The 13,394-nt window shown below is 69.7% G+C and carries 14 protein-coding genes; 12 read left to right on the plus strand and 2 right to left on the minus strand.

The window, feature by feature from the left end; genetic code table 11:
• The first annotated feature begins 12 nt into the window (after window positions 1-12).
• Window positions 13-1,359 (plus strand): cytochrome P450, encoded by a 1,347-nt coding sequence (locus F1734_RS25625; RefSeq protein WP_029547258.1) that lies wholly within the window; start codon window positions 13-15, stop codon window positions 1,357-1,359.
• On the opposite strand, the gene F1734_RS25630 is transcribed toward F1734_RS25625, so the two are convergent.
• Together F1734_RS25630 and F1734_RS25635 are read right to left on the minus strand one after the other, a co-directional pair.
• The gene (locus F1734_RS25630) at window positions 1,346-1,765 is read right to left on the minus strand and encodes a hypothetical protein (RefSeq protein WP_029547257.1); all 420 of its coding nucleotides are present in this window, start codon (window positions 1,763-1,765) and stop codon (window positions 1,346-1,348) included. The two genes, F1734_RS25625 and F1734_RS25630, sit on opposite strands and share 14 nt — an antisense overlap.
• Entirely contained in the window at window positions 1,762-2,154 is a 393-nt protein-coding gene (locus F1734_RS25635; protein WP_051359288.1) for a hypothetical protein, read from the minus strand. Before F1734_RS25635 ends, F1734_RS25630 begins: the two co-directional genes overlap by 4 nt.
• A gap of 677 nt (window positions 2,155-2,831) precedes the next feature.
• Here F1734_RS25635 and F1734_RS25640 point away from each other — a divergent pair.
• The 11 genes from F1734_RS25640 to F1734_RS25690 all read left to right on the plus strand — a co-directional run bounded on the left by F1734_RS25640 (window position 2,832) and on the right by F1734_RS25690 (window position 13,386).
• A complete protein-coding gene (locus F1734_RS25640) occupies window positions 2,832-4,481 on the plus strand; it encodes a cutinase family protein (protein ID WP_203011985.1) in 1,650 nt (549 codons plus the stop codon).
• Between the two features lie 39 nt (window positions 4,482-4,520).
• Window positions 4,521-5,645 (plus strand): insoluble domain protein, encoded by a 1,125-nt coding sequence (locus F1734_RS25645; protein ID WP_203011987.1) that lies wholly within the window; start codon window positions 4,521-4,523, stop codon window positions 5,643-5,645.
• A 103-nt stretch (window positions 5,646-5,748) separates the two neighbouring features.
• Window positions 5,749-6,807 carry a DUF8176 domain-containing protein gene (locus F1734_RS25650; protein WP_203011989.1) on the plus strand — a complete coding sequence of 353 codons (1,059 nt, stop codon included), beginning with the start codon at window positions 5,749-5,751 and terminating at the stop codon, window positions 6,805-6,807.
• Window positions 6,804-7,577, plus strand: a complete 774-nt coding sequence (locus tag F1734_RS25655; RefSeq protein WP_203011992.1) for a hypothetical protein — start codon at window positions 6,804-6,806, stop codon at window positions 7,575-7,577. Before F1734_RS25650 ends, F1734_RS25655 begins: the two co-directional genes overlap by 4 nt.
• Window positions 7,574-8,146, plus strand: a complete 573-nt coding sequence (locus F1734_RS25660) for a DUF6668 family protein (protein WP_059175096.1) — start codon at window positions 7,574-7,576, stop codon at window positions 8,144-8,146. Before F1734_RS25655 ends, F1734_RS25660 begins: the two co-directional genes overlap by 4 nt.
• A gap of 28 nt (window positions 8,147-8,174) precedes the next feature.
• Window positions 8,175-8,468 carry a hypothetical protein gene (locus F1734_RS25665; RefSeq protein ID WP_059175100.1) on the plus strand — a complete coding sequence of 98 codons (294 nt, stop codon included), beginning with the start codon at window positions 8,175-8,177 and terminating at the stop codon, window positions 8,466-8,468.
• Between the two features lie 14 nt (window positions 8,469-8,482).
• The gene (locus F1734_RS25670; protein WP_203011994.1) at window positions 8,483-8,872 is read left to right on the plus strand and encodes a hypothetical protein; all 390 of its coding nucleotides are present in this window, start codon (window positions 8,483-8,485) and stop codon (window positions 8,870-8,872) included.
• Entirely contained in the window at window positions 8,869-9,477 is a 609-nt protein-coding gene (locus F1734_RS25675) for a DUF8175 domain-containg protein (protein WP_476655337.1), read from the plus strand. The genes F1734_RS25670 and F1734_RS25675 overlap by 4 nt, the downstream gene beginning before the upstream one ends.
• Window positions 9,474-10,316 carry a DUF8175 domain-containg protein gene (locus F1734_RS25680; protein WP_203011996.1) on the plus strand — a complete coding sequence of 281 codons (843 nt, stop codon included), beginning with the start codon at window positions 9,474-9,476 and terminating at the stop codon, window positions 10,314-10,316. Before F1734_RS25675 ends, F1734_RS25680 begins: the two co-directional genes overlap by 4 nt.
• Window positions 10,307-11,884: a hypothetical protein gene (locus F1734_RS25685; RefSeq protein WP_203012037.1), complete on the plus strand. Its 1,578-nt coding sequence runs from the start codon at window positions 10,307-10,309 to the stop codon at window positions 11,882-11,884. The genes F1734_RS25680 and F1734_RS25685 overlap by 10 nt, the downstream gene beginning before the upstream one ends.
• Window positions 11,881-13,386, plus strand: coding sequence for an SCO6880 family protein (locus F1734_RS25690; protein ID WP_203011998.1), 1,506 nt, complete (start codon window positions 11,881-11,883; stop codon window positions 13,384-13,386). Before F1734_RS25685 ends, F1734_RS25690 begins: the two co-directional genes overlap by 4 nt.
• The last annotated feature ends 8 nt before the right edge of the window (window positions 13,387-13,394 follow it).

Here is a 13,394-nt window from a genome sequence, read left to right on the forward strand (position 1 = left end):
AAGGAACGGCTAGTGCCGAACACGACGATTCCGCATCCGCCGCGGCGGGTGCCGTTCATCGGCGATGTCCTGGGAATGTCCAAGGAGAAACCGAACCAGACCACGTTGCAGCGGTTCGAGGAGCTCGGGCCCATCTACCGGCGCTCCATTCTCGGGACAGACCTGACCTTCGTCGGCTCCGCGGAGCTCGCCGCGCAGGTCTTCGACGACACCGTGTGGGAGAAGTACGTCGGCCGGCCTCTCGAACGGCTGCGACCGCTGGTGGCGGACGGGCTCTTCACCGCCTACAACTGGGAATCGAGCTGGGCCCGAGCACACGAGGTCCTCATGCCCGGCTTCACCAAGGAGGCGATGGTCTCCTACCACGACGTGATGGTCGAGGTCGTCGACGAGCTGGGCAAGGACCTCGCCGGCACGGACGCACACGTGCCGGTCGTGGACGAGATGGGCAAGCTCACCCTCGAGGTGATCGGTCGCTGCGGCTTCGGCTACTCGTTCGATTCGTTCGGCGGCAGCGAGCATCCCTTCGTGGCCGCGATGAGCCGAGCACTGACCTTCGCGCAGAACAGTGCGATCCCGGTGCCCTTCGTCGGTACGTTCCTGCACCGCAAGGCCGAGAAACAGAACGAGCTCGACCATGCCTTGCTGGTCGAGACCGTGGACGAGGTGATTGCGGCCCGGCAGCGGTCGGGCGAGCGCCGGCGTGATCTGCTGGACCGGATGCTGCATCCGGACGACGGTGCCGCGCTCGATCCGGAGAACATCCGCAACCAGGTACTGACCTTCCTCGTGGCCGGCCACGAGACCTCCGTCAACGCACTGAGCTTCGCGCTGCACTTCATCGCCCAAGATCCGGCGGTGGCCTCCCGGATGCGTGAGGAGGCTCGCGGGGTCCTCGGCGACGGCTCCGTCCGGTACGGGGACGTGCCGCGGTTGCGCTACACGCGCCAGGTGATCAACGAAGCACTGCGGCTGTGGCCCACGGCTCCGGGGTTCTTCCGCTCCGCCAAAAAGGACACCCAGGTGGGCGGCTACGAGTTCGCGGCCGGGGAATGGGTGTTCGTGCTGCTGCTGGCGGTCCAACGCGATCCGGCCTGGGGTTCCGACGCCGACCGGTTCAACCCGGATCGCTTCGCACCCGAGCACAACCGTGGTCGGGCACCGGAGCTGTTCAAGCCGTTCGGCACCGGCATCCGCTCGTGCATCGGCCGGCAGTTCGCCTTACACGAGATGACCCTCGCCCTGGCGACCCTAGTGCTGCGGTTCGACATCACCCCCGAACCCGGCTATTCGCTCGAGGTGGAAGAGACCCTGACGTTGCGCCCGAAGGGCCTTCGTCTGCGCTTCACGCCTGTCTGAGTCCGCCCGTCTGCGGCGTCATCCGCTCGATTTCCGCGATGAGCCGCTCGAGGTCCTCGCGCGTCAGGCTGGTGGCCCGCGCGGCGAAGTGGTGCAGCCCGCGGTCCCGGATGGTGATCCACAGCCGCAACCGTTGATCGATGTCGATGTCCCGGCCACCGCTCAGGCGCAGGTAGTCGCGGTCGACCTTGAATGCGTCGCACAGCGCGTCGGTGATGGTGACCGGCAACGAGGTCCGCTCTCCGGTGCGGACCTCGTCGAGCAGTTCCACCGGGACCGGCTCGCCGACGCGCTGTCCGACGATGGTGGCCACCGCCTGCAACGTCAGCTCGGGTTCGTTGCGGTGGTGGTAGAACGCGAGAAGCCGCTCGAGCTTCTGCCCGAGGGACGGGGCCAGGTAGTTCACGGACGGTCCTCCTTCTGAGCTTTGCTCCACTGGGTGACGAACGCGTGCTCCGTCGCTTCGTCGATGTCCCCGGCCCGACCCGTCAGCCACCGCAGGTACAGCAGCTCGTGAGCGTCTTCGACAGACGGGGGCTCGGGAGTGCGATTGAGGTAGTCCCCGATCAGCATCTCCACCACCGGATCACCTCGCACCGGGGAGTCCGGTGCCGACTTGCGTTCGAGCTGGGCGATCAACCATGCCCGCAGGATGCGATCGACCAGCACGTCGAAGTCGGTGTTGATCCGCCCCAGTTCGGCGACCAGTTCCCGGTCCTCGATCGTCCCCGCCAACCGCTCGTACCGCTTCGCGATGTCGGACAACTCGTTGACCACGGTCAGGGAGAGGGTCACCGAGTCCGCAGCGGCGTTGACCGTACCGGGAGTCGAGCGCCGTACGGACGGGACCTCCTCCAAGGCAGTGGGTTCCCCGCCGGCGAAGGCCCTCGCCGCCGATCCCTCGGTCCACTGCAGACCGGTGTCGAGACGTCGCAGCGTACGGGCACTCGGGGAAGCGATGGCGCCTTTTTCTATCTTGCCCGTAGTCACGTCGGACGGCCCGCCGGCTTGTTGCAGCTGGTCGAGAGTCAAGCCAAGCAGGCGCCTCCGCTCGGCAACTATTCGCGCAAAACGCGCCCGCTCGTTTGTCATCGCATCGACCTTACCGGCCAATGTCCGAATCAGACGCCTTCGGTACCTCGAAGGAGCTGGGGCTTTGCGACGCTCCACGTCAACCTGCACCGCCATCACCTTCGCTAAAGTTGGATCATTATTTGCTTTTCTTTCGAACTCCTCAAGTATATGCTTTGCTTCTGTTTTGCGAAGGGGGATTTTGTGCCGGTCCCGAACCAGGGCGGCCGTCTCGGAGGACCGGGGCCTAGGAAGGGCTGTGCGACTCACAGCAGTGCAGCGCCCTGTGGCGTACCGGTTCTGGGGTGCAGGGCTTCCGCACAAGCTCTGCACCCGAGAGCCGGAACGGCGGGGTGATCACTGCGGGTCTCGAGGATCGACTGCTCGAGGGATGGAGAGAGATGAAGGGTTGGGGGACGCGGACTGTGGCCACCGTCGTCACCACGGCTGCGGTTCTGGCTGGTGTGGGTGGTCTGGTCCCGGTGCACGCGCAGACGAATTGGCTCGACGGGCTGATCGACGGGTGCCCGGATCTGTACGTCCTGGGGATGCAGGGCACGACGGAGTCCTCACCGGATGCGCCGGTGAAGGTCGATACCGGGATGCTGTCGAACATCATGGGACCGATGCTCGATCAGGCCCGTGAGCTGGGCGCGAGCGTCGATCGAGCCTATGTGCCGTATCCGGGTTCGTTCGGTGGCCTGACCCCCGGGGGCTCTGACTCGTACATCGAGTCCGTCACCGCGGGGGAGGAGAACCTGTCCCTGGCTGCGGAAAAGGTGCTCGAGCAGTGTCCGTCGACCAAGCTCGCCGTGGTCGGCTACTCCCAGGGCGCTCACGCGGCCTCGAACTTCCTGCGGTCGGTCGGCAAGGGCACCGGAGCGGTGTCGGCCGGCTCGGTCGCGGCCGGTGCGCTGTTCGGCGCGCCGACCCGCAGCGCCGGATCGGGGTTGTTCCCCGGCACCTCGCAGAGCTCCCCGTCGCCGGTTCCCGGCACCACGGGCGAGACGGTGAAGGCGCTGTCGTCGGTGGCGTTCACCGCCCCGGAAGGCGGCGGCATCGGCCCCGTCGCCGATCTGACCAGCAGTTACGGCAGCTTGTCGGGTCGGGTGTCGTCCTGGTGCCAGACCGGTGATCTGGCGTGCGACGCCCCGGCGAACGCGCCGATCGTGCGGGCGGTGGTCAACGTCGCCGGGCAGGTCGAGGTCGGCGGTGATCCGTTCGTCGCCGTCGCCACGGTCGGCCGGGCACTGGCCTCGACGGCGTTCACCACCGCCGTCGATGTGGTCAACGAGGACATTGCGGCTCCGAAGAACGCCCTCGAGGCGGTGTCGATCCAGCCGAAGAAGACCATCTCGCAGCGGCTGGCCGAAGCCTCCGATCCACGGGCCACACCCCCGACCGGGCAGGAGGTGACCGCGGCGTTGCTGAAGGTCGGTCTGATCGGCCTCAACGCCGCAGTCACGGTCGCCAAGAAGGTGCTCACCCCGGAGACGATCGCCGCGGTCGCGGCGGTCGGGCTGGCCAACCCCGCCGCAGCGTTCGGGGTGCTCGCCGCCAAGACGGTCGGTGTGCTGCCCGAGCTGGTTCCGCCGGCGACCTCGCAGCGGCTCGTGCGCCAGGCGTTCCAGGTCGTGGCTAACGAGATCGAGGCCAACCGGGACGCGTTCGATCTGGTGGCGATGACGACGGTGCGCAACGTCGCCGCCGAGCACGGCTCCTACGGGTCGGTTCCGGCCACCGCCAGTGGGCAGGCCCCGACCCGATTCGTCGCGTCCTGGCTCGCTGCGGTCGCAGCCGACCTCGACGCCGCCACCTCCTCGGCCTCCACGTCGGCGGCTCCCACCTCCTCGGCCTCCACGTCGGCGGCTCCCACCACCTCGGCCACCACTACGGCGCGGCCGACGACCACCTCCGAGACCGTCTCGACCACGCCGTCGCAGACGGTCGCCTCCACCACCTCGGCACCGACCGCGACCACGACGCAGGTGGTCGATCGGGAACCGACGGTGCTCGAGCAGGGCGGCGTCTCGGCCGCCGCACTCAACTGATTTCGCGCCCCGACATACGAGAGAGAGAGAGAAGCGATCATGAGCACACATCGCAGGGCTTCGCGGATCGCCAAGGCGAGCGTCGTGCCCGCCACGGCCGCAGCGATCGTGGCAGCAGGGTCGGGGCTGGCCTCGGCCGCGCCGGTCGAGCTGCCCTCGCAGGGCGGGGTGACCACCCCGGCCCCGTCCACCCAGGGCGGCACCACCAGCGCCCCGAAGCCGGCCCCGGCTCCTCCGGCCAAGCAGATCTACTGGACCCCGCCTCCCGCGCAGCAGCGTCAGTACGCGCCGCTGCCGGACTACAACTACGACACGAACCGCTACGAGCGGCAAAGCGCCCCGCCGCCGATCGACCCGATGACGCTGCGGGCGCCGCAGCCGGTCACCCCGGCCCCGATCTACCTCGCTCCGCCCGAGAAGATCATGATCGGCGATATCCACGTCACCCAGCCGAACTGGGTCACCGACGACGACCGCGAACGCACCAACAACACCGCCGGTCTGATCCGCTCCGAGGTCGCCACGTTCTACAAGTCGGTCGGTGTCGATGCCAGCCGCGCCGATCGGGTCGCTGCTGCGCAGATCGGTGCGACGGTGGCCGGTGCCGCGGCCGGCGCTGCGGCCGGGGCGGTTCCCGGCGCGCTGATCGGCGGCACCCTCGGCGGTCTCGCCGGGGCGGCGGCCGGGGGTGTCGTGCCGCTGCCGATCCCGGTGCTGCCCGCGGTGACCACCGGTGTGGCCGGGACCGCGGCAGGCGCAGCCATCGGCGCTGCGGTCGGCGCGGTCCCCGGCGCGGTGCTCGGTGGCGCGGCCGGCCTGGCGGCCGGAACCGCCTTCGGTGCCGGGGACGACGAAGGCCAGCCCATCGAGGTGCAGCTGCCGGATGTGCACCAGGACGCGCTCACCGAGCAGGCCGACGCCACGGTCGAGCAGTGGCAGTCCTCCGGCCCGGTCGGGCAGGCCGCGGCCGACGCCGTGCGCAGCGTCGTGACCACCGCCCCGCAGGTCGATTCGCAGGCCCGCGAGTGGGTCAAGGTCCAGCCCGGTGGCGACGGCATCGTCGCGGGAGCGGACACCGTGCTGACCACGTTCTTCGACGGTTCGCTCGGCACTGCCGCCGAGATGATCTCGACCGCGGCCGCGGACGGCATCAACCCGGCCTGACCTGCCCGACCATCTCGCCGGTGGGGGCGGGTAGCCCCGCCCCCACCACCCGACGACGGAGGACACATTGTCGACCGGCAATCGAGGACAACTCTTCCCGGACGTGACCGAGCGGTACGGGCCGGAGCCGACTGCGAGCGACGAACGAGAGACCGGATCGGTGCACTTCCCGATCCCGGACGAAACCCTCGACGCCGCGGGGGTGCCGGCATCGGACCTCCACCCGGTCGATGCGGCCTCCGTCCCCGAACAGCCTGCTACCGACGACGAGTCGGTCATCCAGACCGACCTCGAACCGATCGTCGCTGCCGAACCCGCAGCCGAGACCACCGTCGATACCGACCCGGCCCCGGTCCATCCTGCCGATCACCCAGCCCACGGCCCTGCCGGACACGGCGATGCGGCGACCGAGGTCGATCCCTATGCAGGCGCCCCGGAGTGGGTCCGCGCCCACATCCCCCGTGGCCCGCTGATGATCCCCGAACGCACCCGTGGGGGATTGAAGTCCGCGATCAGCCGTGCCCGCCCGACCCCTGCCGCAGCTCCGGCTGCGACTGCGGTGGAGGTCGTCGAGGAGAGGACCGCCCAGCCGGTCACCGACAGCGCCTCTGCGGCCGCGACGGCCCGCCCCGATCGATCCCGCACCTGGATGCTCGTCGGCGGCGGTGTCGCGGTGCTGGCGGTGGTCTCCGCGGCGGTGGTCACCGCGACGGTCGGCACCACCGACGAACCGCAGGTGCCGCCGCTGCCCTCGCCGACGGCGGTGTCCTCGTCCACCACCTCGACGTCGACGGTCGCGGCCCCGGCGTGGTGCGCCCCGGTCACCGAGCCCGGCCGGGTCGTCGGCAACGGTCCCGGTGGCCGCGATTCCGGCCCTGCGGTGATCCAGGCGTTCGAGTACGCCTACTACGTCGAGCGGGACGGTCAGGCGGTCGCGGACCTGATGGTCCTGCCGGGCACCGACATTCAGTCGTTCATCGACGCCGTTCCGGTCGGGACCGAGCACTGCGTGAGCGTGCTGCCGACCGAGGACCCGAACCGCTGGTCGGTCGATGTGCTGCTGAAGTTCCCGCCCGTGGGAGACGAAGGCATCCACAGACAGTGGATCACCATCCTGCCCGCCGACGGCGGGTTGAAGATCGCGAACGTGGAGAACCGATGAACAACGTTGTCGCTTTTCGTCGCAGCCCGACAATCGAGCAGCCCGAACACCTCTCGGCCATCGTGGTGGCCGGCGCCGGCGCAGCGGCGGCGACCACCACCTGCTTCGGCCTGGCCACCGCCCTGCGCCTGGGCCTGGGCGCCGACGTCGCCGCGATCGACGGCACCTTCGGCGGCGGCAACCTGCTCGACCGGGTCGGCGTCGAACCGATCGACCCGGCCCGAGCTATCCGCCAGCTCGGCTCGCGCATGGCCGTCAGCAGCGCCGGGGCCGTCGTCGTCGGCCACGGCGACGCCACGGACACGGCGCTGGTGGACAGCCTGCTCGCCGACCGGCATCTCGCCCGCATCCACGACGTCGGAACAGCGCTGCACTCACGGCGTCTGGCCCCGTTGCTCGAGGCCGGGGCCGCGATCGTGATCGTCGCCCCGGCCCGCTCGGAACCGCTGGCCCGGATGCGTGCCGGCCTCGAATGGCTCATCGGCACCTACGGGCGCGGCGTGCTGGTGCGCACGGTGGTGTCGATCTCGCACCAGATGCCGCACCGCCTGGTGGATCTGGCCCCGATCCGGGAGCACCTGGCCCCGGTGGTCGCCGGCTTCGTCGAAGTGCCCTTCGATGCGAGCTTGGCGCGGCCGGGCACCGTCGATCACCGCCGCCTGTCGGTCGCCTCGATCGACGCCTGGACCGACGTGCTCGACGCGTTGGGCCGTATCGAGGCCAGCCACCACGACACCGATCACCAGGCCGGGGCGGGGGAGCTGGCATGAGCACCCGCGAACGCACCAGCGTCGAGGTGCGGGTCGATCCGTACCCGGTGACCGGGCCGGGGCCGGCGGTGTGGCTGCTCGGCGCCCACGGCGGGGCCGGGGTCTCCACCCTCGCCCGGTACTGGGACTTCGCCGGCGACGCGAATCACCGGTGGCCGTGCGGTGACGCCCGGGAGACCGAATCGCCGTATGTGGTGGTGGTCTGCCGGGACACCATCCAGGGCCTGTCCAGCGCCCACGATCTGATCCTCGAGCACCGCAACCGCGGGTTGGTGTGCGAGCTGCTCGGCCTGGTCACCGTGGCGAACGCGCCCGGTCAGCCCCCGAAGGAGGTGCGTCAGCTGCGCTCGATCGTCACCGGCGCGGTGGCCGCGCACTGGGCGATCGGCTGGCACCGCTTCCTGGCCTCGGCGGCCCGGTCGAGCCTGCCCATCTGGCGCGCCCTCGACGGCGTGCCGATTCGGACCAAGGGAACCGTGATCGCCGTTCCCGAGGACGTGATCGCCGCCGGCGTCGGCATCGTCACGGCACTCCAATCCCACCTGCCGACCTTGTGGTCGGAGCAGTAGCCAGCACCTTCGAGCAAAGGACATGTGCATGTTCCAGACCGTCGTGGACACCGCGATACTCGCGCAAGGCGCCGTGAATTTCGACATCAACCCGGAGGTGCCGCCGGGCGCGAACGGCCTGCTCAAGCTGCTGAACTGGCTGCTGTGGGGCGTCACGCTCGCGTGCGTGGCGGCCCTGATCTTCTCGGGCGGGAAGTTCGCGTGGGAGAAGTGGCAGCACGGCTCCGGGGACTCACCGAAGATGCTCGTCGGTGCCCTCATCGGCGCGATCGTCGCCATCTCCGCCAACCAGATCCTCAGCGCCGTCACCAGCGCGGCATAGAGACGGGGTCAGCGATGCAGGTGTCCGCACAGGGCGTGGTCAGCCCGCCCCCCGACGTCCTCGACGGGTTCCAGACCCTCTTGGGGTACGCGGCCGGGATCGTCTTTCTCCTGTGTGTGGCCAAGGTGATCTTCGTCGGCGCACGCCTGGCCTGGGACCACAAGCACGGCGCCGGCCTCGAATCCCCCACCGCCGCGGAGTTCCTGGCGGCGAACATCGGCGCGATCCTCGCCGGCGGCGTGGCCGCCACCCTCGCCACGATCCTGCTGGCCACCGCCCAGGGGCCCCAAGCCCACCAGCTCGGAGGCGGCCATTCCCCGACCGTCATCGAGCAGCTCGAACAGATGCGGCAGCAACAACAGCAGCAACAGCAGCAGCAATCCGATAGCGAGGAGAACGAATGAGGATGCGCCGGTGGGCGCGGGCCGTGGTGGTCGCGGTGGCGCTGGTGGCTGTGAGCTGCGGGGGATCGGACACAGGCGAGAGCCCGGTGTCGCTCACCGAGCCGCCGCAGATCGCTCGGTGGGTCACCGTCGGTGGCATCGAGGTGCCGATCGGTACCACCGACGGACCGCGAGGAGGTGAGTGGGAGCCGTTCGCCGGGTTCAGCCACACTCCGCAGGGTGCGGCCCTGGCGGCGATCACCCAGTCGGTGCAGCTCGCCACCGCATCCGATCGCACCTGGTCGCGGATTCTCTCCGGTGTGGCCGCACCCGGCGAGGGCCGGGACCTGTACGCCGCCCACCGGGCGCTGGTGGAGATGTCGGGCACCGATCCCGAGATGGTGCCGACCATCGTCGGCTACACCCTCGCCGACTACAGCGACACCGCCGCCACCGTCGACGTCATCCAGCGGTTCTCCGACAACTCGCTCGCCTCCGCGACCACCCAGGTGGTGTGGATCGACGACGACTGGCGACTGAACCTGCCCAGCAACGACACCGCCACCATCACCGCCCTCGACGCGCTGCCGTCGGAGCTGGTCGACCTCGAGGAGACCCGCAAGTGACCGAACCCCACACCACCGGCCAGACCGGGGACACGAACACTTCCTCACTCGAGGGCGCCGAGAACGAGCACGCCTCGGCAGCAACGAAACTCACCATCGGGTTGGCGGCAGTGGCCGTGATCGTCGTCGTCGGTCTCGTGCTGAGCATCGTGATGCTCTTCCGCGGCGACGACGCCGAACCGCTGGTCTCCCTCGATCCGGCCACCGGAGGCGGTGCCACCGCTCAGGTCGAAGACGGGCTGTTCGAGCCGGACCCGGTCTTCGGCAAGTTCGACCGTGTCGTCTACGTGCCGCTCGACCCTCATGGGGTGATCCTCTCCGAGACAGTGGTGACCTTGAGCCGGCCGGTCGAGCAGGCACCGAGTGGGGTGATGCTCCAGCGCATCCACGGCAACATGGACCTGCCGTTCTCGACCTCCGACGGCCCCACCGGATTCACCGACAACGGCGTGGCCACCGGGTTCTCGCGCACGGCGCAGGGGGCGGCACTGGCCGCAGCCCACTACCTCGCGTACCTCATTGGTGGAGAGAACCGCGCCGGGATGGTCGCGGAAGCGGGTCACTCGTCGGACCCGACCGAGCTGCTGTCGGGATTGAAATTGCCGGACGACACGGCGGTTACGGCGATGCCGATGGTCAACGTGTCCTTCCATCCCGATCTGACCCTGGTCAAGTTCGGAGCCACCGTCGAGCGGCCGAACGGGGCTACCGAGGTCGAGGTACTGAAGATCCCGGTGGTGTGGCGCGAGGGCACCGGATGGGTTGTCCAGCTGGACTCGACGGCCTTGAGCGGCGGGTTCGAGCCGGTGTCGTCCGAAGGGTGGCAGCAGTGGTGGTGAACCGCACCCTGCTCACCGGCATTCTTCGGCTGGTCGCCGTGATCTGCGCTGTCATGGTCGTCGGCATCGGCACCGCGAGTGCGGCCTTCGCGCAGGACACCGAGCCCTCGGGGGACTTGTCCGGCGGCGCCATCGACAGTGCCGAAGTCGACGAGCAGGGCGAGGGGGACTCGGGGTTCGACTGGCTGGAAACGGGTGCCGGTGCCTTGAGCTGCGCCAACCCTCTTGCGGCTGCCTTCAGTGGGGCCGTCAGTCTGACCACCGATGTAGACGTTCCCGGCTGCTCGGATGCAGCCGGCAACGTCGTCGATGCCGGTACGGGCGCGATCGAGGACGGCATCAATGACGCCGCTGCGGGCGCGGTCGAGAAGACCGCGCTGTGGATCGGTAATGCCGGTGTGGCGGTGCTGAAGTTCGCGCTGGGATGGTGGATCACCGGCACCGAGATGGACGGGGACACCTTCCAGAAGACCGTGGCCACGGTCAACGACTACACCTTCTACCTCCAGGTCGCGGCCCTGTCGTTGTCGCTGATCCTGCTCGGGGGCCGGTTGGCGCTGGCCCGGTCGGGGGCGATCCGCGACACCTCGGAAGAGGGCCTGAAACAACTGGCCCGCGCTGTGGTGCTGGCCGGGGGAGCAACGACGATGATCGTGCTCGGCACCCGTCTGGCCGATCAGGTGTCGGCGTGGTTCATCGACAGTGCGGTCGGTTCCGATCCGTCCCGTCTGGCCGAAGCGATGGTGACGATCCAGCTCTATGCGGGTCCGGCGGGTGTCGGTTTGCTGTTCTTGATCGGCCTCATCGGGATGCTCGGCGGTTTGATGATGGCGTTTTTGATGCTGCTGCGCACCGGCATCCTGGTGCTCATGGCGGCGGCACTGCCCATCGCGGGTGCGGCCGGGGGCACGAAGGTCGGCAGCCAGGCATTCGAGAAGATGCTGGCCTGGACGATCGCATTCTTGCTGGTCAAGCCGGTCGGGGCGTTCGTGATCGGGGTCTCGGCGATCCTGTTCCTCGAGGCCACCCCCACGATCACCGATCCGGAGAACGGGGACGGGTTCATGGCCCTGTCCGGGGTCATCACCTTGTGCGCCGCGGCCCTGGTGCTCCCGGCGCTGATGCGGCTGATCGTGCCGAACGTCGGCGCCCTCGGTGGCGGCGGCAGCGGCATGGCGGCCGCGGCCGGTGCGGCGGCGGTCGGCGCGAAGGTCGGCGGGATGATCGCCACCGGCGGTGCCAGTGGCGCAGCGTCCGGGGCGGCGACCACGTCGTCGACGAGCATGGGCAACCCGCCCAGCGGCGCACAGACCGGCGGCGCACCGTCCGGTTTCGGTGCGGCAGGCGGGGGACCGGCCGGCAACCAGCAGGGCACCCCCTCCGGTGGCGGTGCCGGTGCGGCTCCGCAGGGCAACTCCTCGGGCACCCCCGGTGGCGGCGGGAATGGTCAGCCCGGCGGCACCACCTCCGGCACTCCCGGCGGCGGATCCTCCGGTGATGCGGCGGCCGCGGCCGCGGTGGCGTCCGGTGCCGGTCGGCAGTTCCACCGAGGGGGCTTCGAGCAGTGAGCGAGGAGAAGACCTACAACACCTACGGCAACTGGCGCCGGCCTCGGGAGACCGGCATTCTCGGTGCCACTTTCGGCACCTCGATCGCCGCGATCGCGGCTGCGGCCCTGGTCATCATCACGGGCCTGTTCTTCGGCCTGAAGGTCACCGTGCTGCTGGCGGTCCCGGTGATCGTGTGCTTTATCCCCCTGGTCATCTCCCGTGACGGTCGGTCCGGTTACGAAAGGGCACTGATGCGATTGCAGTTCTGGCGGGCACGCCGTCGCGGTGAGCACACCTACGCCTCGGGCACGTTCTCCCGCGTTCCGGGGCGGGCGTACCGGCTGCCCGGGGTGCTCGCCGACACCGAGTTGTACGAGGGCATCGATTCGGACGGGCGCACCTTCGGGATGATCCACATGCCCAGCCGGGGTGCCTACACGGTCGTGTTCGACGCCTACCCGCAGGGTGCGGAGGCCGTCGATCAGGACGTGATCGACCACTACGTCGGCAACTGGGCGCAGTTCCTGTCCGCGGCGGGGGAGACCTCGGACATCCTCGCGGTGGTCACCACCGTCGAAACCCTGCCCGAGACCGGCATCGAGCTGTACGAGACGGTGCATCAGAACACCCGCGCCGATGCCCCGCAGCTGGCCCGCGACGCGGCCTACCAGCTCGCCACCGGGCTGACCACGGGCGGTATCCGTCTGGCTGCGCGGATCGCGATCACCTTCGAGGCCCAGACCACCGAGCGCAGGCAGGACCCCTCCGAGCAGGCCGTCGAGCTCGGCCGCCGGCTTCCCGGCTTGACCGCGGCCGCGGCACGGTCCGGTGTGCCGTGCTCACCGATGGACGCGGACGAGGTCATGGCGTTCGTGCGCCGATCCTACGACCCGGCCTCGCTCGTCGACGTGGAGACCGGCCTGCACTCCGGCGACGGCACCGGATTGACCTGGGAGGACTGCGGTCCCCGCACCGCCCACGAAAGCCCGGACGGCGGCAAGTACGTCCACGACGGCGCGGTGTCGGTGACCTGGGAGATGCGCGAGGCCCCCAAGGGCGCGGTGACCGAACGGGTGCTGGCGCGTCTGCTGGCGCCGAACGAGGCGGTGCCGCTCAAGCGGGTGTCGGTGCTCTACCGGCCGCATTCGGCCGGCGATGCCACCGACATCGCCGACCGCGACTACCGCAACGCGATGGCCGAGGCCCACGGCGGCTCGCTCAAGAACGGCTCGATCGCCTCGGCGAAGTCGCAGATCGAGGTCGCCGCGACCGCGCAAGCCCGGATGGAGCAGGCCCGCGGTGCGGGCATGGTGCGCTTCGGGGTGCTCATCACCGTCACCGAACCGGCCGGCGGCGCCGATGTGCCGAAGATCGACGCCCTGGTCGAGGACCTCTCGCGGCAGAGCCGGCTGACGATCCGCCGCTCCTGGTGCTGGCAGGCCGCCGCGTTCGCGGCCTGCCTCGGTGTCGGGGTCATCGCGCCCGACCACACCACCATTCCCAGCTTCCTCGGCAACTGACACGCAAA

The organism is Rhodococcus ruber (assembly GCF_016804345.1).
Lineage (GTDB): Bacteria > Actinomycetota > Actinomycetes > Mycobacteriales > Mycobacteriaceae > Rhodococcus > Rhodococcus ruber.